Below are 21,699 nucleotides of genomic sequence, written 5' to 3'. Positions count from 1 at the left end.
AGGGACGGCGTAAAGCCACCCGCTGCCAAGAGAGAGAAACACCGTGAACTTCCTGTACAGCCTGCCCCTGACCGTTTCCCCGGGTGCCGAGGATGACGAGCTGAAAACCGGCCTGAGCATCGCGGATGTCACTCCGGGTCTGCTGGGCTTCCTGGTGACCCTCTTCATGGTGATCGTGGTGTTCTTCCTCATCAGGGATATGGTCAAGCGCATCCGCCGGGTCCGTTACCGCGAGCAGGCCCGCACGGGCGTCGGTTCCGACGTCTTCATTCCCAGCGCCGAATCCGGAGCGGGAGCCGCTGATGCGCCGCCCGCCCCGAAAGCTTCGGACGGCGGGGACACCACTCCGGGTTACTACAAGCGCGGCTAAGGAGAACTCATGGCCGGCAGACTGCTAACGGAGGCTTCGGCCTATCTGCGCCAGCATGCCGGCAACCCCGTGGACTGGTGGCCGTTCGGGGACGAAGCGTTCGCCGAGGCCCGGCGGCGCAACGTCCCGGTCTTCATCTCGGTGGGTTATGCCGCCTGCCACTGGTGCCACGTCATGGCGCATGAGTCCTTCGAAGATCCGGCCACAGCGGACTACCTGAACGAGCACTTCGTCTCCATCAAGGTGGACCGCGAGGAACGCCCGGACGTGGATGCCGTCTACATGGCCGCCACCCAGGCCATGACAGGCCAGGGCGGCTGGCCCATGAGCGTTTTCGCCCTGCCCAACGGGCGCACCTTCTACGCAGGCACGTACTTTCCGCCGCGGCCGGTGCAGGGCATGCCCGCCTTTCGGGATGTCCTTGCTGCCGTCACCTCTGCCTGGAAGGACCGGCCGGAGGAAGTCCGGCAGAGCGCCGCCCAGCTGGCCGCACATCTTGCCTCGGCCCAGGACGGAAACCGGCGGCTGCTGGGACCGCTCCGGGGATCTGCGGGGCCGGCGGACGGCGAGGATGCCGCCGAGTTCGCCGCCGAGTCCGGCCGGACTCTGTCGGCAGGAGTGGAAACGCTGGCTGGACTGGAAGACCGCCAATTCGGTGGTTTTGGTGCTGCACCGAAGTTTCCGCCCTCCACAGTGCTGCGGTTCCTGCTGGCTCACGCCGGCAGCGTTAGTTCAACTGCGGAGGAAGCCGCGGCACTGGCTGGCCGGACCCTCGGTGCGATGGCCCGCAGCGCACTCTATGACCAGCTTGAGGGCGGGTTCGCCCGGTATACCGTGGACCGCCGCTGGGCCGTCCCGCACTTCGAAAAAATGCTCTATGACAACGTCCAGCTGCTGGCGCTGTACGCGCAGTGGGCCCGGACTGCAGTTGATCCCGCGGAGCGCCGGCTTGCCCTGCGGGTGACCCGCGAGACGGCGGAGTGGATGATTCAGCGGCTGCGCGTCCAGGAAGGCGGATTTGCCTCCTCGCTGGACGCGGACACGCTGATGGAGGGCCGCCGCGTGGAAGGCGGCACCTACGTTTGGACTCCGAAGCAGCTGGCAGAGGTCCTGGGATCCGAGGACGCCCCAGCCGTCATGGCCCTGCTGGACCTGGCCTCCGGGGACATGGCCCCCACGGCGCAACTCCGGACGATGACGGGGCCAGCGCCAGCACGCTGCATTTTGGCCGGGCCCTGAGCGAAGCAGAGGAAGAACTGTGGCTGCGGCACCGTCCGGCGCTCCTGGCGGCCCGGAACCTGCGCCCGCAGCCCGAGCGTGATGACAAGGTGGTGGCCGGATGGAACGGGCTGGCGGTGGCAGCGCTGGCGTCGGCCGCCGTCGTGCTCTCTGACACCGAACAGAACGATGCCGCTGGACAGGATGACGCCGTTGAACAGGAGGACGCGCGGCGCATCCTGCGCGCGGCTGAAGACGCCGCAGCCTATCTGCTCCGTGTGCACCGGACCGGAGCCACGCTGCGCCGGGTTTCCTTCAACGGCGTCGCTCAGGGCATTGAAGGCCTGCTGGAGGACTACGCCGGAGCAGCCGAGGGCCTGTTCACCCTGTACGCCGCCACGGGCAATGAGGATTGGTACGCGGCGGCCGAATCCCTGGTTCTGGCCGCAGAGAGCCGTTTCCTGGCCGGCGGTGTCCTGCAGGACACCGCCCTCCGCCCCAACCAGCTGGTGAACGCCCAGGGAGCGCAGGCGGCTGCCGATCCGCTGGACGGGCCGACTCCCAGCGGTGCTGCACTTTTTGCCGGGGTCCTGCTGACCTATTCCGCGTATTCGGGATCGCTGAGGCACCGGGACCTTGCACAGTCCCTGCTGAAGTATGTTCAGGTGGTGGGCGCCCAGGCACCGCAGGCGGCGGGGTGGGCCATGTCGGTGCTGCAGTTCCTGCTCGAGGGACCGCGTGAGCTGGCCGTGACCGGAACGGACCCTGAAGCGGTGGAGGAGCTGCTGCGGGCAGCCCGCGACGCCGGCGGACCGGGGCTGGTGGTGGCTGCACGGATCGGAACGGACACAGCCGGCGGCCCTGCCGGTGACACCCGGGTGCCGCTGCTGGAGGGACGGGATCCCGGCTCCAAACCTGCCGTGGCTTACCTGTGCCGCGGCATGGTGTGTCTGCGGCCTGTCGGCACCGCGGCGGAACTTCGGGACCTGATCGCCGGGCAGTAACCCGGCGGTGACCGGCGGGTGTCGGTTGGTGCCGGTTGGTGCCGGTTGGCGGGCCGGAGAATGAGCTAGGAAGCGCTGACCGAGAGTACGGCCATCAGGATGGCGGCGTAATGGCAGGCGAATCCGACCAGCGTGGCGGCATGGAACACTTCGTGGAACCCAAACCAGTCCAGGGACGGGTTGGGCTTCTTCAGGGCATAGACCACGGCGCCGGCAATATAGAAGGCCCCGCCCACGCAGACCAGGAGCGCGGCCGGGGGATTCACCGCGAAGAAATCGGGAATGTAGACCAGGGCCGCCAGCCCCAGGGCAATGTAGACGGGCGTGTAGAGCCAGCGCGGCGCATTCAGCCAGAGCAGCCGGAACAGGACCCCGGCCAGGGCGCCGCACCAGATGAACCAGAGCAGGACTTTCGCCTTTTCCGGCGGCAGCAGGGACCACGCCAGCGGGGTATAGGACCCGGCAATGACCAGCACAATGTTGGTGTGGTCCATGCGCTTAAGGATCTTTTTGACCTTCGGCGTCCAGTTTCCGCGGTGATAGACCGCAGACACTCCGAACAGCAGGACCCCCGTGAAGGCATACACGGCGGAGGCGATGCGCGTGCCGGTGGTGGGAGCCAGGATGATCAGGAGAATGCCGCCTGCCAGGGCAAACGGAGTTGCGCCCGCGTGCAGCCAGCCCCGGAATTTCGGCTTGATCGCCAGGATGTCTGCTACCTGCTCGACCGCGGATTCCACCGGGCCGGGAGCTTTTCGCGAACTGGGATTCCGCTCCGGGGGAGCGGACGACGAAGACGATGCCATGGAAAAATCGTAGCCTACGAGCAGGTAAGTTACGGATCGGTAGGTTTGGGGCAGACGGTGCCGCGCACCCCGCGGGAGCCGGCGGGAAGTCTGCGGTCATTTTTGGGAATACACTTTTTAGTGCGCCTCCCGCTGCAGCGGAGACGTTTCATTCCGCCATCAAGGACAGGCAGGTGCAGCTCCGCATGAGGTTCCCGGGCGTTGTATATGCCTACTACGAGCGCAAGCTGCGCCGCAGCCTCAGCCCTGACCGCATTCCCGCCCACATCGGCGTCATGGTGGACGGCAACCGCCGGTGGGCGAAGCTGGCTGGTGCACCCACCAGCGACGGCCACCAGGCAGGGGCGGACAAGATCCTCGAGTTCCTCGGCTGGTGCGAGGAACTTGGTGTGCGCCGGGTGACCCTGTACATGCTTTCCACGGACAACCTCAACCGGGATCCGGATGAGCTGGACCCGCTGCTGGATATCATCGGCAACACCCTGGACCGGCTGGGCGAGAGGGGCGACCTGCGGGTCAACGCCGTGGGAGCCCTGGACATCCTTCCCACCAACCTTGCCGACAAGCTCAACGCCCTGGGTGAAAGCACCAAGGACGCCCAGGGCCTGCACGTCAACGTTGCCATTGGCTACGGCGGACGCCGGGAAATCGTGGACGCCGTCAAGGAACTCCTGAGCGCCGCCACCGCACAGGGCAAATCGGTGGCGGAAATTACCGAGGAACTGTGCGACACGCAGATCTCCGAATACCTCTACACCCGCGGCCAGCCGGACCCGGAGCTGGTGATCCGAACCTCGGGTGAACAGCGGCTCTCCGGATTCCTGATGTGGCAGAGCGCGTACAGCGAGTTCTACTTCTGTGAAGCACTCTGGCCTGACTTCCGCCGGGTGGATTTCCTGCGGGCACTGCGTGATTACGCGAGCAGGCAGCGCCGCTTCGGCTCCTGACCGGGCGATGAACGGCAGGCAAACTCGCCGCAAAGACGCCGAAACAGGGCCGTGTCCTGCTGCAGCGCCGGGCGCCTGCGGCGTACCTTGGTGCTATTGATCAGCGACCCGCTGGTCCCCGCCCAGCGATCCGGGGCACCGCCCCTGACTGGAGTTCCCGTGGCCTTGCCTTCCTCCCCGCGAACCTCTTCCGAAACTGCCGGCTACGTGCTGGACACCTCGGTCCTGCTGTCGGATCCAAAAGCGGTCCTGCGGTTTGCTGAGCACGAGGTGATCCTCCCGCTCGTCGTCATTACCGAACTGGAGAAAAAGCGCAACGACCCGGAGCTGGGGTACTTTGCCCGCGCCGCCCTGCGCCTGCTGGATGACCTGCGGATTGAGCACGGGGGCCTGAGCGAACCCATGGCTCTGGGGGACTCCGGCGGGACCTTGCGCGTGGAGCTGAACCACGTATCGGTGGAGGTGCTGCCGGCTGGGATCCGCGGAACGGACAATGACAGCCGGATCCTCGCCGTCGCCCGAAACCTTGCTGATGAGGGACGGAACATCACGGTGGTATCCAAGGACCTGCCCATGCGGGTCAAGGCCTCCGCCCTGGGGCTGAACGCGGAGGAATACCGCAGCGACCTGGTCCGCGACACCGGGTGGACCGGCGTCGTCGAACTGGATGTGGCCAACGCTGATGTGGACAGTTTGTATGAGAACCGTTCCGTCTTTATTCCGGAGGCGGCAGAGCAGCCGGTCAACACCGGCGTTGTGCTGCTCTCCGGCCGGGGATCGGCGCTGGGCCGGGTGGGTTCGGATAAGCAGGTGCGGCTGGTCCGGGGGGACCGTGACGTCTTCGGACTGCACGGCCGCTCCGCAGAACAGCGCCTGGCCATCGACCTCCTGATGGATCCGCAGGTTGGAATAGTCTCATTGGGGGGACGTGCGGGCACCGGCAAATCCGCACTGGCGTTGTGCGCGGGGCTGGAAGCCGTACTGGAGCGCCGCGAGCACCGCAAAGTGGTGGTGTTCCGCCCGCTGTACGCAGTGGGCGGCCAGGAGCTGGGCTACCTGCCGGGAACGGAGTCGGAGAAGATGGGTCCGTGGGGCCAGGCCGTCTTCGATACCCTCGAAGCCCTGGTGTCCCGGGAAGTGCTGGACGAGGTCCTGGACCGGGGGATGCTGGAGGTCCTTCCGCTCACCCACATCCGCGGACGCTCCCTGCACGATTCCTTCGTGATTGTGGATGAGGCGCAGTCGCTGGAGAAGAACGTGCTCCTGACCGTGCTGTCGCGGATCGGCCAGAATTCACGGGTGGTGCTCACCCACGACATCGCCCAGCGCGACAACCTGCGGGTGGGACGGCACGACGGCGTGGCTGCCGTCGTCGAAACGCTGAAGGGCCATCCGCTGTTCGGGCACATCACGCTCACCCGGTCCGAGCGCTCGCCGATTGCCGCACTGGTAACCGACCTGCTGGAAGAGGGGCAGATCGGCTGACAGGCCGGCGCCGGTTCCGGTTACATCCGGCCGTAGCGGGCGCGGACCAGGGCAAAGAGCCCGTAAAAGATCAGTCCGGCGGCAATCACCGTCACGATGGGCGGGCCAGCCGGTGTGTCGAGGAGGCGTTTCAGGCTGCCGTCGAGTCCGGTGGACTCGGCGGGGCTGTTCTGCACGGCGGCGAGGATAAACAGTCCGCCGGCGAGGATCAGGGAAATACCCTTGGCAATGTGGCCGGTGAGTCCGAGCAGATCAATGACACGGCCGCGTTTGGTGCCTTCGAAATGCCGCAGTTCGGTGCGGAACTTGCGCCGGCTGCCTTTGTAGATGAAATACACCCCGATGCCGAGGACGAGCAGGCCAACGGCGGTCAGCGCCGGCATCCCGGCGGGCGAGGCAAGGACCGTGGCGCTGAACTGGGCCGTTGAATCGCCCGAGTCCCCGCCCTCACCGCGGGCGAATGCCGCAAAGGTCAGCGCCACGCTGCCGTAGATCACCACCAGCGCGCCCGAAGACACCGCCTTGGACAGCCGCTTACCGGCGGATTGCCGCCGCACCCGGACCGTCGCTTCACCCAGCTGCCACAGGGCCAGTGCCGTGCAGGCAGCGAAGCCTCCCCACATCAGGACGCGGCCTGCTGCGGAGACGGCCAGCGGGCGGAGAGCCCCGCTGGTGTCCGCATCGCCGTACCCGCCCAGCACCAGGCGAAGGGCCACGGCTCCAATCAGGATGTGGAGCAGAGCCATGACGGCAAAGCCGGCGCGGGCCAGCACATTCAGGCTGTCGCTGTTGGACGCGCGTTCCAGCGACGCGGCAGTGCCCTCCTGCGGGGACGTGTCCTTTTGTGGGGCTGTGTCCACGCGATCTCCGGGTCGGCGGTTGACGTGGTGCTGCCGGCCAATGCTCATGCCGTCAGTGTATTCCCGCAGCAGTCTTCGGGGCATCTCGCGGTTTCTTCCCCGGACGGCGTTTTCCACATGCGGCACCGGTCCCGGGACGGAACAGCGGCGGTGGCGTACGGTGAGGCCATGATGGGGATTCTGGGGGAATACCGGTCGCTGGGCGGCGCGGCTTTTTGGGTGCTGTGCGCTGCCGGGGTGTACTTTGTGGTGCTGGCCGTGAGGCTGACAGTGGTGGACGCCGCCACTCACCGCCTGCCCAACCGCATCGTGCTGCCCGCCTATCCCGTCTCTGCCGTGCTGCTCGGCGCTGCGGCGTTTGCGGCAGGGGATGTGACCCGGGTTGCCGGGATGCTGTTGGCCGGGGCCGTTCTGTGGACCGCGTACTTCCTGCTGCGGTTCAGCAACCCCTCGGGCCTGGGGTTCGGGGACGTGAAACTGGCCGGGCTCCTGGGTCTGTGGCTAGGATTCCTGGGCTGGGGACATGTCCTGGCAGGCACCTTCGCAGCTTTCCTGCTGGGCGGGGCGTGGGGGATGTGGCTGATCGTGTCCAGGCGCGGAACAGCTAAGACGGCCATTGCCTTTGGGCCTTTCATGCTCGCCGGCGCAGCGCTGGCCATGGCCGTGCCTGGCCTACAGTAGGACAATGCCTACGCCAGATTTTGTCCTGTCCCTGCGGAAAAAGATCGGCCACGAACTGCTGTGGCTGCCGGGAATTACCGGCGTCGTCTTTAACGACGAGGGGCAGGTGCTGCTGGTGCGGCGTTCCGACAACGGCCGCTGGACTCTGGTCACCGGAATGCTGGACCCGGGTGAAGAGCCCGCGGCCGGAACGCTGCGCGAAATCCAGGAGGAAACCGGCGTCACGGCGGAAATCGAGCACCTGATCCACGTTGGAACAGACGGGCCCATCACCTTCCCCAACGGAGACCGGTGCTCGTTCCTGAATGTGGGTTTCCGCTGCCGCTACCTCAGCGGCACCGCGAGGGTGAACGATGACGAGTCCACCGACGTCGGCTGGTTTGCCCCGGACAACCTGCCCGACCTGAGCGAACGGCACCGCTTGCTGTTGGACCTGGCGCTGAAGGCCGACGGCGTCCCCGCCTTCACCCGCTGACGAGCAGGAATCCAAAGCCGTCGGCCCCGCTCTCCTGGAGCGGAGAACGGGGCCGACGGGGATCCGGCGAGGGAATAGCCGCTGGTTAGTGCTGGTTAGCGCTGGTCCGCGTCGGGACGGCCGCTGCCTGAGGTGGAATCGGCGCCGGAATCGGACGGAATGTCCGAAGCCGTATCCGCGTCAGCGGAAGCCGTGCCGGTTCCGGGGGCTCCTCCCTGCAGTGCTGCCAGGCGTTCGGCCTCCAGCCGGTCCGCCTCCGCTCCGCCCACTGCCTCGCCGCGGGCCACCATGCCGGCCACGTCGGAGAGCGGAATCTGCTTCAGGAACAGGGCCAGTACCAGGGCGATCACCAGGAACGGGACGAGGTACCAGAACACCGGTGCCAGCGAATCCGCGTACGCGGTGACGATGCCGTCCCGGACCGGCTCCGGAAGCGCGTCGAGCGAGGACGGCTCGAGCGTGGCGGTGGCCTGCCCTGCAGCGGCCGGATCGAATCCCGCCTTGCCGAAGACCTCCAGCAGGTTCTCGGACAGCCGGGAGGTGAACATCGCGCCGAAGATGGCTACGCCCAGCGACGCTCCCACTTCACGGAAGTAGTTGTTGCTGGAGGTTGCCGTGCCGATCTGGTCCACGGGCACGGAGTTCTGCACCACCAGGACCACCACCTGCATGATGTAGCCCAGGCCGGCGCCGAACACGAACAGCTGGCCGCAGATGACCCAGACCGGGGTGTCGGCGGACAGGGTGGTCATCCACAGCATGGCGGCGATCACCAGCACGGCGCCCATGATCGGGTACTTCTTGTACTTGCCGGTTTTGGTGATGGCCAGACCGGAGTAGATCGAGGTGCCCATCAGGCCCACCATCATCGGAAGCATCAGCAGGCCTGAGACAGCAGCGGAGGTGCCGGTGGACATCTGCAGGAACGTTGGCACAAAGGCCAGGGCGGCGAACATGCCCATGCCCAGGGTGAAGCCGATGGCGGTGGCGTTCACAAAGATCGGGTTCTTGAACAGGCTCAGCGGAATGATCGGATCTTCAACCCGGCGCTCGATCATGACAAAGATGAACGCAGCAGCCAGCAGGCCGGCACCGAAGGCCAGGGTCAGGGGATCGGTCCACCCGTGGTCGTCGCGGCCGCCGAAATCGGTGAAGAAGATCAGGCAGGTGGTGGCGAGGGAAAGGGAAACGACGCCGCCCACGTCAATGCGCTTGGTGGCCTTCTTGTTGGGCAGGGTGAGGGTGAAGAACGCGATCAGGAAGGCGATGATACCGATCGGGATGTTGATGTAGAACGCCCACTGCCACGTCAGGTGGTCCACAAAGAAACCGCCGAGCAGCGGGCCGGCGACCGCCGAGAGACCAAAGATGCCGCCGAGCGGACCGAGGTACTTGCCCCGCTCGTTGGCCGGAACAATGTCAGCGATGACTGCTTGGGACAGGATCATCAAACCGCCGCCGCCCAGGCCCTGGATGGCGCGGAAGATGACGAAGCCCCAGAAATCGGTGGCAAAGGCACAGCCAACCGACGCCAGCGTAAACAGGGCAATGGCGAACAGGAAGAGGTTGCGCCGGCCCAGCACGTCACCGAACTTGCCGTAGATGGGCATCACGATGGTGGTGGCCAGCAGATAGGCGGTGGTGATCCAGGTCTGGTGCTCGACGCCGCCCAGCTCGCCCACGATGGTGGGCATGGCGGTGGACACGATGGTTTGGTCGAGGCTGGAAAGCAGCATGCCTGCAATCAGCGCGGAGAAGATGATCCAGATGCGTCTCTGGGTCAGCAGCAGGGGCTGGGAGCCCTGCGTGGCAGTGGCGGTCATGAAGGGTCCTTGGATGAGGAAACGGACAGGGGGGATGCGGAGGTGAACACCTCGTGCATGGCATTCACGGCTTCGGTGAGGATGGAACGGTAGGGACGCGTATTCCCGGGCTCGAAGAAGGCCGGCCCGGCGCGCTGCCCGAGCGCGGTGAACAGGGCCAGGGCGGCCTGGATCCGGGGATCGGCGGGCGGAAGGCCTTCCCGGGCCGACAGGATGGCCGCGAAAGTGTTCTCCGCCTCCTGTGAGCCGTGCAGCACTCTTTCCAGGAGGCGCGGCTCGGCGGCAACAGCCAGCTTGAGCTGCACCATCTGGTCCCGGGACATGACCATCCGCTCCATCATCTCCGCAGCGAAGTCCACAAAGTCGGACAACAGCGTGGAAGATATCCGGCCGGGGTCCGAGCCGGCTCCGCGGGCAATGAATTCCTCGGCCAGATCTGCCGGGAGCTCGTCTACGGGGGAACCGAGGACGGCGTCTTCCTTGGCAGGGAAATAGTTGAAGAAAGTGCGCCGGGAGATGCCGACTTCCTCGCAGAGCTCCTCCACGGTATATCCGGAAAACCCGCGCTCTGCGGTCAGGATGCGGGCCGCGGTAATAATGGCGAGCTTGGTGGCACTGCGTTTTCGTTCCCGCAGGCCGCCCCCGGCGGGGGATGCGCCAGTCAATGCACTATTCATCACGGAGTAAAGTTTTGCACCCTTCACCACAAAGTGCAATTGATTGACGCAGCTGCCACAACGCGGCCCCCGCAACGCCGCTGCCCGCAACACAGCAGGGCACCCGGCCCACCGGCCGGGTGCCCTGCTGACGCCGTCGTCCGCCGTGACGGCGGATCACACGGTGATGTTGGCGATACGCCGCGGAACTAGGCCTGCGGCGGCTTCGTCATCGACAGCACATCAAGAGCGGAATCGAGCTGCTCCACGGTCAGTTCGCCGCGCTCCACGTAGCCGAGTTCCTCCACGGCCTGGCGGATGGTCATGCCTTCCTTGACCGCAAACTTGGCGATCTTGGCGGCGTTCTCGTAACCGATGTACTTGTTCAGCGGCGTCACGATGGACGGGGAGGCCTCGGCGAGGTAGCGGGCGCGCTCCACGTTGGCTTCGATGCCGTCGATCATCTTGTCGGCCATGATCCGGGAGGAGTTGGCCAGCAGCCGGATGGACTCGAGCAGGTTCGAGGCGATGACGGGGATGCCGACATTCAGCTCGAAGTAGCCGAAGGTGCCGGCCCAGGCGATGGCGGCGTCGTTGCCCACCACCTGCGCGGCAACCTGCATGACGGCCTCGGAGATGACGGGGTTGACCTTGCCCGGCATGATCGAGGAGCCCGGCTGCAGGTCGGGGATGGCGATTTCGCCGAGGCCGGTGTTGGGGCCTGAACCCATCCAGCGCAGGTCGTTGGCGATCTTGGAGAAGGACACGGCGATGGTGCGCAGCATGCCGGAGACCTCAACGAGGGCGTCGCGGTTGGCCTGGGCTTCGAAGTGGTCGCGTGCTTCGGTCAGGGGAAGTCCGGTGTCCTCGGCGAGGAGCGCGATGACGCGCTGCGGGAAGCCGGCGGGGGTGTTGATGCCGGTGCCGACGGCGGTGCCGCCCAGCGGGACCTCGGCAACACGGGGCAGGGAGGCCTGCACGCGCTCGATGCCGTAGCGGACCTGCGCTGCGTAGCCGCCGAATTCCTGGCCCAGGGTTACGGGGGTGGCATCCATGAGGTGGGTGCGGCCGGACTTGACGACGTCCTTAAATTCCTCGGCCTTGCGCTCCAGCGAGGCGGCCAGGTAATCGAGGGCGGGGATCAAGTTGTTGATCAGGGCAGAGGTGGCCGCCACGTGCACGGACGTCGGGAAGACGTCGTTGGAGGACTGCGAGGCGTTGACGTGGTCGTTCGGGTGCACGGTGGTGTCGCTGCCGGCATCCTTCAGGGCACGGGTGGCCAGCTCGGCCAGGACCTCGTTGGTGTTCATGTTCGAGGACGTGCCGGAACCGGTCTGGAACACGTCGATCGGGAAGTGATGATCGTGGATTCCACTCGCGACCAGGTCGGCGGCCTGCTCAATCGCCCGGGCGCGCTCGTCGTCGAGCACTCCCAACTCGGCGTTCGCAGTGGCTGCTGCCTTCTTGATCCGGGCGAGTGCCTCGATGTGGGCGCTGTCCAGCGGCTTGCCCGAAATGGGGAAGTTCTCGACTGCGCGCTGGGTCTGGGCGCGGTACAGGGCGTTGGCCGGGACCCGGACCTCGCCCATGGTGTCATGTTCGATGCGGTATTCAGGAGTGTCAGAAGTCATGGTCCCAAGCCTAGTATCCGCAGCGCCGGGGCAGAAACGCGCCGTCACGCCGGGAGCGGGGCGGCACCCCGGCGCCGGGATGGGGGCTTGAGTGTGGGAGCCGGGGACCTAGGAGATGCGGGAGCGCACGACGGCGGGGTGCGTGAGCGCGCCGTAGCCGGACACGAGATCCGCTGCGCCTTCGGCCAGCCGGTAGGACACGCCGACGACGGCGGTGCGGCCTTCTTCGACGGCTGCGGCGATGATCGAAGAGCTCTCCACCAGGCGCTCGGCAGTCTGCTTGGTATGCTCCACCACCATGTCGTTGACCTCGGTGAGCCCGTTGCGCTGGGCAGCCAGGACCGAGGGCGTGATGCGCTCTACGAGGTTGCGCAGGTGGCCGCCGGGCATTTCGCCGGTGTCCACGGTGCGCTTGGCCTCTGTCACGGCCCCGCAGCTGTCATGGCCGAGGACCACGATCAGCGGTACGCCGAGCTTGGCGATGCTGTATTCCAGCGAGCCGAGGACGGCGTCGTCGATCACCTGACCGGCCGTGCGGATGACAAAAGCGTCACCGAGGCCAAGGTCGAAGATGATTTCAGCGGCGAGCCGGGAGTCCGAGCAGCCGAAGATGACGGCAAACGGGTTCTGCTCGTGCACCAGCGAACTGCGCCTGTTGGCATCCTGATTGGGATGGGAGGACGTGCCGGCAACAAAGCGGGCATTGCCTTCATGCAGCGTCTGCCAGGCCTGGGCCGGGGTGGTTATTGCGGTAGCAGTGGGTTCATTCACAATCTTTACCATAACCCCCGTGCTGCAGGCGGTGCTTATTCCTTCCCGAGGTCCCGCACCACTGCTTCGGCAAGAACGTCGAACTCGGCGAGGTCGGCTTTTCCGGTCAGGACCACGGTCAGGCCGTCCTTCTCCAGCACCATGCTGGCTTCGCCCTCGGGCGAGTCCCGCAGCTCCCAGGTCTGGCCGCCGGCGGTGCGCTCCCCGGCGACGCTGGCATCACCGGAAACCTGTGCGATCCAGGTGGGATTGCCCGCGTTGGTCTCCGAAAGACGGATAAAGGCGGTTTCGGGAGTGAGATAACCCACTTCCCACACCGGGACGCCGCTGCTGTTGGATGCTTCCCAGCGGGCGTAGTTGGAGCCCCAGCCCTCGGGAAGTTCCGGCGCCAGGGGAGCATAACCGGCGTCTCCGGCTGCCTGATTGGCGATCGCCGGGACGTCCACGTTGCGGGTCTGCATTTTGGGGGCGGGGTTCAGCAGCACCGGAACCAGCACCAGAAGCACGGTAATGCCGGTGGCAATCAGCATCCCAATCACTGTGGCATTGGCGCGTTTGGCCTGCTTAGCGGTTAGTACCGGGGTTACGGGCGTCTCTTGGTCCTGCTGCTGCTCACTCACCTTTCCATGATCGCTTATCCGGGCCTCCAACTCCTAGTTGGGCCGATAACTGCCTCATCTTCATTGCGGCGGCGCTGGCGGTGGCGCGGACCACTCAGACTATGATCGGAGCAAGGATCATCCGTTTCTCATAATCGGCAAACGGTTCGCATCGAAATTTCAAAGATGAGGTTAGACGTGTCCAAAGGCGCTCAATACTCCACCCTTTCCCCCGCCCTGGCAGTCGGTGACGACGAGCCGGACCGGAACCTGGCCCTCGAACTGGTCCGGGTCACCGAAGCAGCTGCCATTGCCGGCGGACACTGGGTGGGCTTCGGTGACAAGAACTCGGCAGACGGCGCCGCCGTCGACGCCATGCGCTCCCTGATTTCCACGGTGCACTTCAACGGCGTCGTGGTGATTGGTGAAGGCGAAAAAGACGAAGCTCCCATGCTCTACAACGGTGAGCACGTGGGCGACGGCACCGGTGCACTGTGCGACGTCGCCGTGGATCCGATCGACGGCACCCGCCTGACCGCCCTGGGCATCAACAATGCCCTCGCCGTGCTGGCCGTGGCCGAACGCGGCACCATGTTTGATCCCTCCGCCGTGTTCTACATGGAAAAGCTGATCACCGGCCCCGAAGCTGCTGACATGGTGGATCTGCGCCTGCCGGTCAAGCAGAACCTGCACCTCATCGCCAAGGCCAAGGGCAAGAAGATCAACCAGCTCAACGTCATGATCCTGGACCGTGACCGGCATAAGCCCCTGGTGCAGGAAATCCGCGACGCCGGTGCCCGCACCCGGATGCTGATGGACGGCGACGTTGCAGGCGGCATCGCCGCTGCCCGCGAGGGAACCGACGTCGACGCCCTGATGGGAATCGGCGGCACACCCGAAGGCATCATCACCGCCTGTGCCATCAAGACCCTCGGCGGAGTCATCCAGGGCCGGCTGTGGCCCACCTCCGATGAGGAGAAGCAGAAGGCAATCGACGCCGGCCACGACCTGGACCGCGTCATGACCACCAATGACCTGGTGACCAGCGACAACTGCTACTTCGCCGCCACCGGCATCACCGACGGCGACCTGGTCCGCGGCGTGCGCTACAAGAAGGACCGCGTGCTGACCCAGTCCATCGTCATGCGTTCCAAGTCCGGAACCATCCGCGTGGTGGACGGCGAGCACCAGTCGCACAAGTGGGAGTCCTACGCCCGCTTGAAGTAGGCCGTACCGCAACAAGCACAGAAGCCCCGGAACCAGCAGGTTCCGGGGCTTCTGGGCTGTCAGGGCCGGGCCGGAGCCAGGGCCGGGGCTGTTCGGCGCTAGGCGAGGGCGCGGGTTCCCGGGCGGATCCGGTTGCGGCCGACAACCCGGTAGGCGACGGCGGCCAGGGCAACGACGGCGGCAGCAGCCACCGCCGCGACGGCGGTACCCGTGGAGAGCAGCTCGCCGTTGAGGCGGGAGACGGCAATCCAGGAGAGCCCCCAGGCGAGAGCCGCCGCGGGGGCCAGGCGTCCCCGCCCGTAAGCGGCCAGAGCCACGCCCAGTGCCGCGACCACTGCCAGGATGGCGACGGACCAGACCTCCGGTGCGAGGCCGAAGCCGTCGAAACCGGCGTCGGTCAGTGCTGCGGCAGTGTTGGCGCAGGTGGCCACGGACACCCAGCCCAGGTACAGGCCCAGCGTTCCGTCCACCACCACCGCTTCAATCACGTTGGCGGCGGGGGTGCGGGAATACCGTGCGAAGCAGGCCGCGAGGACCACGAGCAGGGCGACGATCACGAGGACGCTGACGGCAACCCAGCCGGCCTGGACGCTCAGGATCCAGGCCGCGTTCAGGAGCAGCGATGCCGCAACCAGCCAGCCGAGGGACCGCTGGCGTTCAGAGCTTCGCTGGGAGGGAAGCCACTGCCAGATCGTGTAGGCGCCGAGTCCGGTGTAAATGACTGACCAGATGGAGAAGGCGCCGCTGGCCGGAGCCAGATAGGTGGCGTCGGCATTCAACGCACCGCCGGCCGCCTCTGCGATGGGGGTGCCGCCGAAGACGCCGACGCCGATCATGGAGCCAACAATGCAGATCACAAAGCAGACGGTGACCGTGACCTGCCGGGACAGGTCAGAACTCCGGGGGCCGGAGACCGTGGAGCGGGTGCCGGGGGTTGAAGTAGTCATATTCGAGGGTAACAAGTGGCCGGGACCACAGGGGAGGCGCAACGGCAGGTCCGTGAACCCCCGGTAGGCTGGAAAGCATGACACTGCGCGTTACACCCTGTTCCGATTCCGCCCGCTGGAATGAAACCGTCAATGGTTTCAACGGACATCCGCAGCAGTTGTGGGGCTGGGGCAAGACCAAAGCAGAACACAACTGGAGTGTGGACCGTCTGCTGGTTGCTGACGAGGACGGCAAGACCGTGGGCTCGGCCCAGGTGCTGCTGCGCCGTCTTCCGTTCCCGTTCAAGGCGCTCGCGTACATCCCGCGCGGCCCGCAGTCAGTCCGCGGCCGTGAGATCGAGGTCCTCGGCGCGGTCAGCGACTATGTCAGGAAAGCCCACGGCCCGGTGGCGCTGAGCATTGAGCCGGACTGGGACGCCGACGGCGAGATCGCGGCCGGTCTGCCGGGCGCCGGGTTCAAGGCTTCCCCCAATACCATCCTGATTGGCCGCACCCTGATCCTGGATCTTTCCCGGACCGAGGACGAACTGCTTGCGGACATGTCCAAGAAGCACCGCCAGTACATCCGCAAGTCCGGCCGCGAGGCGCTGGATTACCGCCGCGTCACGCGGGACGAGATCTCCAAGTGCCTGGCCGTGTACAAACAGACGGCAGAGCGCGCCGGCTTCGGCATCCACGAAGACGGCTACTACCTGGATATCTTCGACAACCTGGGCGAGGACTCGCCCGTGTACGCAGCCTTCAGCGGGGACGACGTCGTTGCCTTCCTGTGGCTGTCCACCAGCGCATACACCTCCTTTGAGCTCTACGGCGGCATGACCGAAGAGGGCGAGCACCTGCGCGCCAACTATGCGCTGAAGTGGCACGCCATTCAGGAGATGAAGGAACGCGGAATCACCCGCTACGACTTCAACGGACTGCTCAATGACGGAGTGTCCAAGTTCAAGATGGGCTGGGCTAAGCACGAAAACCAGCTCGCAGGCACCTGGGACAAGCCGCTGTCGCCGCTGTATCCGGTCTTCACCACGGCGCTGCCGGTGGCCAAGAACGGGCTGCGGAAGGCGCGCGGCCTCGTCGGAGCGGCCAAGGCCAAGATCGGCCGCTAGCGCGCTGCACCGAATGCGGCGTTCGGGCGGCTTAGTTCCGTCGACTGACGCGTTCGTGCCGGAATGGAGCGCGTATTGCGGCGTCGTCCCGACACTCGACGGGGGGCGGGGACAGCTCGGCAGGGAAGGGTCGTCCGCATGGGTGCGTTCGGCGGTCGGCCCGCCGTGACCTCACCTCATGAGGGCATGTGATCTGCCCGAAGGATCTGCCGGGGCCGCTAGATGTCCAGCCGGGGCTCCTCGGGATGGGCCAACTCGGCATCAGCGGAGCCGACCGTCACCGCGAAAGCCAGTGCGCCGTCGTCGTGCTGGGCGGAATGGGCCGAAAGCTTGGCGATGACCGGCGCCTCGGCGGACGGAATGAAGGCACTCTGGCCCGTTTCCAGCACCAGGTCGCCCTTCGGGGAATCCAGGACAACGGTGCCGCGCACCACGATGACAACAGTGGGTCCGTTCTGCAGCACCGAAACATCGGAGCCTGACATGGAAGCGGCGGGGGAGTAGCCCTCGCCCAGGTCCGAGACCCGCTGCTCCAGTTCGATCCGCTGCAGGGCAAACTCGCTGAACGGCGGCCGGTACAGCTCCTGTCCCATCTGCGTGAAGACCGGCTTCAGCGAGGGGACGCCCATCGGACGGAAATCCACCGTCTTGAGCAGCTCCGGAACGTCAACGTGCTTGGGCGTGAGCCCGCCGCGCAGCACGTTGTCGGAAGAGGCCATGACCTCGATGCCCAACCCGCTCAGGTAGGCATGGACATTGCCGGCGGGCAGGTACACGGCCTCGCCGGGCTGCAGCGAGGCGCGGTTCAGCAGCAGGGAGAGCAGTACCCCGGGGTCCCCGGGGTAATAAGCATTCAGCTCCACTGCGGTGGCCAGCTCCCGGGCATAGGGTTCCAGCAGGTCGGCCGCGGCCGCCTCCAGTGCCCCGGCGGTGACCTCAACTGCTTCACGGACGTCGCCGCCGCCGCTGATCAGCGTGCGGAAAACGTTCTGGAGCCGGTCCGGAGCGGGGTGCCCGCTGGACAGCTCGTCCACGGCCCAGGACAGGAGTGAAGGAACGTCCCTTCCGACGGCGGACACGGCACGCACGGCCGTCCGGAAGATCTCCGCTGCCGAGTCCGGTTCCCGGAAGCCGCAGAGCGCCTCGAAAGGCGTCAGGGCGAAAATCATTTCCGGCTTATGGTTCTGGTCTTTGTAATTGCGGTCCGCCGCGCTGCGGTCCAGGCCCGCAGCCTCCTCGGCGGCGAAGCCGGCACGCGCCTGCTCCTGGCTGGGATGGACCTGCAGGGACAACGGAGAACCGGCTGCCAGGACCTTGGCAAGGAAGGGCAGGACCCCGCCGTAGGTTTCAGCGGCCTCCCGGCCAAGCATCTGCTGCGGATCCGCCGCAATGAGCTCATCCAGCGTCTGCGCGTCCGGAACCGGGGGCACCAGGGCCGACGGCGCCCCCGGGTGGGCGCCGATCCACAGCTCCGCTTCGGGCGAGCCGGAGGGCTCCCGGCCGAAAAGTTCCGCCATGGCAGTGAGCGAACCCCAGGCGTAGGGCCGGACGGTGTTGTTCAGCAGGTACATGGCTCTCTTTTCAACCGGTTGAGGGACTGCGGCGGACCGCCTAAGTGACGGCAGCGGATCGGAAGTTGGTCCGCTTAGCCGGGCGTGCAGTCTCCGTTGTTGTTCAGCAGGGTTGCCAGCGTGGCGTCGTCCTGGATTTCCGCGAGGTACTGCAGGTATTCCTGAGTGATTTCCTGCTGCTCGGGCGCCGACGCGCCCGGGCCGGGGACCTGTCCGTTTTCTGTCCCGATGTCAGTGCTGTCCGCTTCAGGTTCAGGCGCGGTCTCCGGCGCTGCACCGCCGTCCTCTGCGGCAGGAGGTTCGGCTGGTGCTTCGGCCGGTGCATCGGCGGGCTTTTTGACGGGCTCCGCTTCCTGGCCTGCAATCATCGCGGCCACGCGGGTGCGGATTTGGTCGAAGTCCGGATAGGTCACAAAGTTATCCTCGGCCGTGCCAAAGTCCGGCGGGCCGATGGTCAGGCGCTCCATCTGCTGCGACTTCGCCTTCAGCGCCAGGTCAAGGAAACTGCCAAGCTGGTCCTGCGGGATGTCGGTTTTGACGATTTGCTGACCGGCGGAAGCAATGGCCTGGAAGCGGGTCAGGAGCGTAGCGGGATCCAGCTGCGCCACCATGGCCTGCTGGACGCACTGCTGGCGGGCGATGCGGTGGTAGTCGGTGACGAACTCCCGCGAGCGGGCATACCAGAGGGCCGTGTAGCCGTCCATCTTCTGCGTACCCGGGGCAATCCAGCCGTCCGGCGGGTAGTGCCGGTTGGTGCCGGGAATTTCTCCGGCCGTGATGGGAACCCATCCGCCGGCATTGACGGTGATGCCGCCCATGGCATCGATGAGTTTGGAGAAACCTTCCATGTCCACAATCACATAGGCCTGAACCTCCAGGTCCAGGATGCCGGACGCGGCGTCCATCATCGCCTCGGCGCCGGGATCGGCCGAGTCCGGGTACAGGTCCTGATGGTTCTCCATCACGTTCTGGTAGAGGCTGTTCAGGATGCAGTCATCGCCGCAGTTGTAACCGTCGGGGTAGACCTCCGCCAGGGGGGAATCCTCCGGGAACGGAGCGTTCTGGAAGTTGCGGGGAAGGCTGAAGGTAATGGACTTGCCGGTCTTGGCATCAACGCTGATGACGGACATGCTGTCCGGGCGCAGCCCGGTGCGGTCCTCACCGGCGTCGCCGCCCATCAGCATGAAGTTGTAGCGGCCGTCCACCGGGTCGAAGGAGGGGCCGGAGGAGAAAATACTGCCGAACGCATTGCGGCTGACATTGAGCATGTAGGCGCCGTAGGCAAGGCCGCCGCTGGTGCACACCACCAGCACCGCCAGCATGCCGGCGACCAGGGGACGCACCCGTCTCTCCAGCAGGGGCGGGCGAATGATGCGAAGGGTATTGAGGAACAGGAACGCCCAGCCCACTGCCAGCAGGGCCAGGATCACCATGAGCAGGAAAGAGGACCAGCCGTTGGTGAGAAGGTTCACCAGCATGGCGCGGTTGGTCAGGGCCAGCACCAGCGCAGCTGCGGCAAGCGCCCAGACCGTGAAGGTGACCTGCAGGGCCCGGCGGCCGAGCTTGCGGTTGCCGGCCACAACCTGGGCTGCGCCGGGCAATACGAGTGTCAGCAGGAGAAGGATGAAGGCCCGTTTGGTCCGTGTGCGCGGCGGTGCCGACTGCGGATTCCGAACCGGGTCCGTCAGCATGGCGTCGGTGTTGTTCCTCGGGTCCATGGAAGGTCCTAGTCGCTGACGGTAACGGAGGTGCGCAGCTTGGCGCCCTTGGCCAGCGCCGTCTGGCGCAGCGCGGAAGCAAAATCGAGCAACTGCTGCTGAAGCTTGGCCGCCAGCGGGTCGGTGCCGGCGGCCAGCATCCGCACTGCCAGCAGTCCCGCGTTGCGTGCCCCGCCAATGGAAACGGTCGCCACGGGGATGCCGGCGGGCATCTGCACGATCGACAGCAGCGAATCCATGCCGTCCAGGTGCTTGAGGGGAACCGGAACGCCGATGACGGGCAGGGGAGTGACCGCTGCCAGCATCCCGGGCAGGTGTGCAGCGCCGCCGGCGCCGGCAATAATCACCCGCAGGCCGCGCTGGTGGGCGCGCTGGCCGTAGTCGATCATCTCCGCCGGCATCCGGTGGGCGGACACGACGTCGGCCTCATAGGGGATGCCAAACTCGGCCAGAGCCGCGGCAGCGGCGTCCATGACGGGCCAGTCGGAGTCCGAGCCCATGACGAGTCCTACCAGGGGGGTGTCGCGGGTGCTCATGAATTCTCCTTCTGGGAGTCGGTGCCGTCACGGAGGATGGAAGCTGCACGATCAGCGCTGCTCCGCACCCGGGGCAGGTCCGCAGCGCTGCGGCCCACCACGTTGACGTGCCCGATCTTGCGGCCCGGTCGGACCGATTTACCGTAATTATGGATTTTGGCGGCCGGCTCGGCAGCCAGTGCCTGAGCATAGCTGCTGAACAGATCCGAATTTGCGCCGCCAAGGTAGTTCTTCATGACGACGACGCCGCCCAGGACATCGGTGGCGCCCAGCGGAAGGTCCAGGACGGCCCGCAGATGCTGTTCAAACTGGCCCGTGACGGAACCGTCCATGGTCCAGTGGCCGGAGTTGTGGGGGCGCATGGCCAGTTCATTAATGAGGAATCCTTCGCCCCGTCCGGGGGTTTCGAACAGCTCAACGGCCATCACGCCGGTGACGCCGAGCTCCGCTGCGATCCGCAGGGCAGCCTGCTGGGCGCCCTCCGCCACCTGCGGGTCCAGCTCCTGGGCCGGAGCAATCACTTCATCGCAGACACCGTTGACCTGGATGGAGTGCACCACGGGCCAGGGCAGTGCGGTGCCTCCGGGCGTACGGGCAACCAGCGCGGAAAGTTCGCGGCTGAAAGGTACCTTTTCTTCCGCCAGGAGCGGTTCCCCCGTGAACCAGTCTGCCGCGCGGGCTGCTTCATCAGCGTCGGCAATGATCCGCACGCCCTTGCCGTCATAACCTCCGCGCGGGGTTTTCAGGACCACGGGCCATTGCGCGGCCTTGGCGAAATCCACCAGGTCCTCGACGCTGGACACCGCTGCCCAGCGCGGATTGGGAAGGCCCAGACGGTCAACAGCCGCCCGCATGACCAGTTTGTCCTGGGCATGGACCAGGGCCTCCGGTGAGGGCTGCACATTCACTCCTTCACCGGCCAGGACGCGCAGGTGCGCTTCAGGCACGTGCTCGTGGTCGAACGTGAGCACATCCACCCCAGCTGCGAAAGCGCGCAGCGTTTCCAGGTCGGTGTAGTCGCCAACTGTTGAGGAGGCGACGGCAGGTACGGCGGACACGTCAGGGCCCTCGGCCAAAACTCGAAGTTCGAAACCAAGGGCCACTGCTGCGGGGGCCATCATCCGGGCCAGCTGGCCACCGCCGACGACGCCAATTATAGGAAAGGTCACTGCATTAGGTTACCGAAAAGTTACCGCAAACCTCTTTTGGCCGGCGGGGCCCCTCCTGCATGTTCAGCGAACTCCCAAAATACCGGAGTAATATTGGTT

The 21,699-nt window shown here is 66.0% G+C and carries 21 protein-coding genes; 9 read left to right on the top strand and 12 right to left on the bottom strand.

Annotation, left to right across the window (positions count from 1 at the left end; translation table 11 throughout):
- Positions 1-43: 43 nt before the first annotated feature.
- The 3 genes from ACIQXM_RS01670 (at position 44) to ACIQXM_RS01660 (ending at position 2,592) form a co-directional block, all read left to right on the top strand.
- Positions 44-370: a hypothetical protein gene (locus ACIQXM_RS01670; RefSeq protein WP_400926643.1), complete on the top strand. Its 327-nt coding sequence runs from the start codon at positions 44-46 to the stop codon at positions 368-370.
- A gap of 9 nt (positions 371-379) precedes the next feature.
- On the top strand, positions 380-1,609 hold the full coding sequence (locus ACIQXM_RS01665; RefSeq protein WP_400926640.1) for a thioredoxin domain-containing protein: 1,230 nt from the start codon (positions 380-382) through the stop codon (positions 1,607-1,609).
- A gap of 92 nt (positions 1,610-1,701) precedes the next feature.
- The gene (locus ACIQXM_RS01660) at positions 1,702-2,592 is read left to right on the top strand and encodes a hypothetical protein (RefSeq protein ID WP_400926637.1); all 891 of its coding nucleotides are present in this window, start codon (positions 1,702-1,704) and stop codon (positions 2,590-2,592) included.
- A 65-nt stretch (positions 2,593-2,657) separates the two neighbouring features.
- Here the strand turns inward: ACIQXM_RS01660 and ACIQXM_RS01655 are convergent, their stop codons facing one another.
- Positions 2,658-3,398: a hemolysin III family protein gene (locus ACIQXM_RS01655; protein ID WP_400926634.1), complete on the bottom strand. Its 741-nt coding sequence runs from the start codon at positions 3,396-3,398 to the stop codon at positions 2,658-2,660.
- Between the two features lie 185 nt (positions 3,399-3,583).
- Here ACIQXM_RS01655 and ACIQXM_RS01650 point away from each other — a divergent pair, with 185 nt between their 5' ends.
- Entirely contained in the window at positions 3,584-4,345 is a 762-nt protein-coding gene (locus ACIQXM_RS01650) for an isoprenyl transferase (RefSeq protein ID WP_400927709.1), read from the top strand.
- Positions 4,346-4,504: 159 nt separating this feature from the next.
- Positions 4,505-5,830, top strand: a complete 1,326-nt coding sequence (locus tag ACIQXM_RS01645) for a PhoH family protein (protein ID WP_400926631.1) — start codon at positions 4,505-4,507, stop codon at positions 5,828-5,830.
- A 20-nt stretch (positions 5,831-5,850) separates the two neighbouring features.
- On the opposite strand, the gene ACIQXM_RS01640 is transcribed toward ACIQXM_RS01645, so the two are convergent.
- A complete protein-coding gene (locus tag ACIQXM_RS01640; protein ID WP_400926628.1) occupies positions 5,851-6,774 on the bottom strand; it encodes a DUF1206 domain-containing protein in 924 nt (307 codons plus the stop codon).
- A gap of 84 nt (positions 6,775-6,858) precedes the next feature.
- Here ACIQXM_RS01640 and ACIQXM_RS01635 point away from each other — a divergent pair, with 84 nt between their 5' ends.
- Both ACIQXM_RS01635 and ACIQXM_RS01630 read left to right on the top strand, forming a co-directional pair.
- Complete coding sequence (locus tag ACIQXM_RS01635) at positions 6,859-7,371, top strand: prepilin peptidase (RefSeq protein WP_400927706.1); 513 nt, start codon at positions 6,859-6,861, stop codon at positions 7,369-7,371.
- A gap of 4 nt (positions 7,372-7,375) precedes the next feature.
- Complete coding sequence (locus ACIQXM_RS01630) at positions 7,376-7,846, top strand: NUDIX hydrolase (RefSeq protein WP_400926625.1); 471 nt, start codon at positions 7,376-7,378, stop codon at positions 7,844-7,846.
- Positions 7,847-7,941: 95 nt separating this feature from the next.
- Here ACIQXM_RS01630 and ACIQXM_RS01625 read toward each other — a convergent pair whose 3' ends face one another.
- The 5 genes from ACIQXM_RS01625 to ACIQXM_RS01605 form a co-directional block, all read right to left on the bottom strand.
- Positions 7,942-9,669 carry an MDR family MFS transporter gene (locus ACIQXM_RS01625; RefSeq protein WP_400926623.1) on the bottom strand — a complete coding sequence of 576 codons (1,728 nt, stop codon included), beginning with the start codon at positions 9,667-9,669 and terminating at the stop codon, positions 7,942-7,944.
- Entirely contained in the window at positions 9,666-10,334 is a 669-nt protein-coding gene (locus ACIQXM_RS01620) for a TetR/AcrR family transcriptional regulator (protein ID WP_400926620.1), read from the bottom strand. The genes ACIQXM_RS01625 and ACIQXM_RS01620 overlap by 4 nt, the downstream gene beginning before the upstream one ends.
- Before the next feature lie 200 nt (positions 10,335-10,534).
- Positions 10,535-11,956 carry a class II fumarate hydratase gene (locus ACIQXM_RS01615; protein WP_400926617.1) on the bottom strand — a complete coding sequence of 474 codons (1,422 nt, stop codon included), beginning with the start codon at positions 11,954-11,956 and terminating at the stop codon, positions 10,535-10,537.
- Between the two features lie 108 nt (positions 11,957-12,064).
- Positions 12,065-12,727: a carbonic anhydrase gene (locus tag ACIQXM_RS01610; protein ID WP_400926614.1), complete on the bottom strand. Its 663-nt coding sequence runs from the start codon at positions 12,725-12,727 to the stop codon at positions 12,065-12,067.
- Between the two features lie 35 nt (positions 12,728-12,762).
- Entirely contained in the window at positions 12,763-13,347 is a 585-nt protein-coding gene (locus ACIQXM_RS01605; protein WP_400926611.1) for a DUF4245 domain-containing protein, read from the bottom strand.
- Positions 13,348-13,512: 165 nt separating this feature from the next.
- Between ACIQXM_RS01605 and glpX the strand changes: the two genes are divergently transcribed.
- Positions 13,513-14,553 carry a class II fructose-bisphosphatase gene (gene glpX / locus ACIQXM_RS01600; RefSeq protein ID WP_400926608.1) on the top strand — a complete coding sequence of 347 codons (1,041 nt, stop codon included), beginning with the start codon at positions 13,513-13,515 and terminating at the stop codon, positions 14,551-14,553.
- Between the two features lie 98 nt (positions 14,554-14,651).
- Here the strand turns inward: glpX and ACIQXM_RS01595 are convergent, their stop codons facing one another.
- Entirely contained in the window at positions 14,652-15,500 is an 849-nt protein-coding gene (locus tag ACIQXM_RS01595; protein WP_400926605.1) for a tryptophan-rich sensory protein, read from the bottom strand.
- Positions 15,501-15,577: 77 nt separating this feature from the next.
- Between ACIQXM_RS01595 and ACIQXM_RS01590 the strand changes: the two genes are divergently transcribed.
- Positions 15,578-16,606: a lipid II:glycine glycyltransferase FemX gene (locus tag ACIQXM_RS01590; RefSeq protein ID WP_400926602.1), complete on the top strand. Its 1,029-nt coding sequence runs from the start codon at positions 15,578-15,580 to the stop codon at positions 16,604-16,606.
- A gap of 218 nt (positions 16,607-16,824) precedes the next feature.
- On the opposite strand, the gene manA is transcribed toward ACIQXM_RS01590, so the two are convergent.
- The 4 genes from manA to ACIQXM_RS01570 all read right to left on the bottom strand — a co-directional run bounded on the left by manA (position 16,825) and on the right by ACIQXM_RS01570 (position 21,600).
- On the bottom strand, positions 16,825-18,177 hold the full coding sequence (manA, locus tag ACIQXM_RS01585; protein WP_400926599.1) for a mannose-6-phosphate isomerase, class I: 1,353 nt from the start codon (positions 18,175-18,177) through the stop codon (positions 16,825-16,827).
- Between the two features lie 74 nt (positions 18,178-18,251).
- Positions 18,252-19,895 carry an LCP family protein gene (locus ACIQXM_RS01580; protein WP_400926596.1) on the bottom strand — a complete coding sequence of 548 codons (1,644 nt, stop codon included), beginning with the start codon at positions 19,893-19,895 and terminating at the stop codon, positions 18,252-18,254.
- Between the two features lie 8 nt (positions 19,896-19,903).
- Positions 19,904-20,431, bottom strand: a complete 528-nt coding sequence (purE, locus tag ACIQXM_RS01575) for a 5-(carboxyamino)imidazole ribonucleotide mutase (RefSeq protein WP_400926593.1) — start codon at positions 20,429-20,431, stop codon at positions 19,904-19,906.
- Complete coding sequence (locus ACIQXM_RS01570; RefSeq protein ID WP_400926591.1) at positions 20,428-21,600, bottom strand: 5-(carboxyamino)imidazole ribonucleotide synthase; 1,173 nt, start codon at positions 21,598-21,600, stop codon at positions 20,428-20,430. The genes purE and ACIQXM_RS01570 overlap by 4 nt, the downstream gene beginning before the upstream one ends.
- Positions 21,601-21,699: the final 99 nt, after the last annotated feature.

Source organism: Arthrobacter sp. NPDC097144 (assembly GCF_044762205.1).
Taxonomy (GTDB): Bacteria; Actinomycetota; Actinomycetes; order Actinomycetales; family Micrococcaceae; genus Arthrobacter_B.
This window is presented reverse-complemented; position numbering and strand designations above follow the sequence as displayed.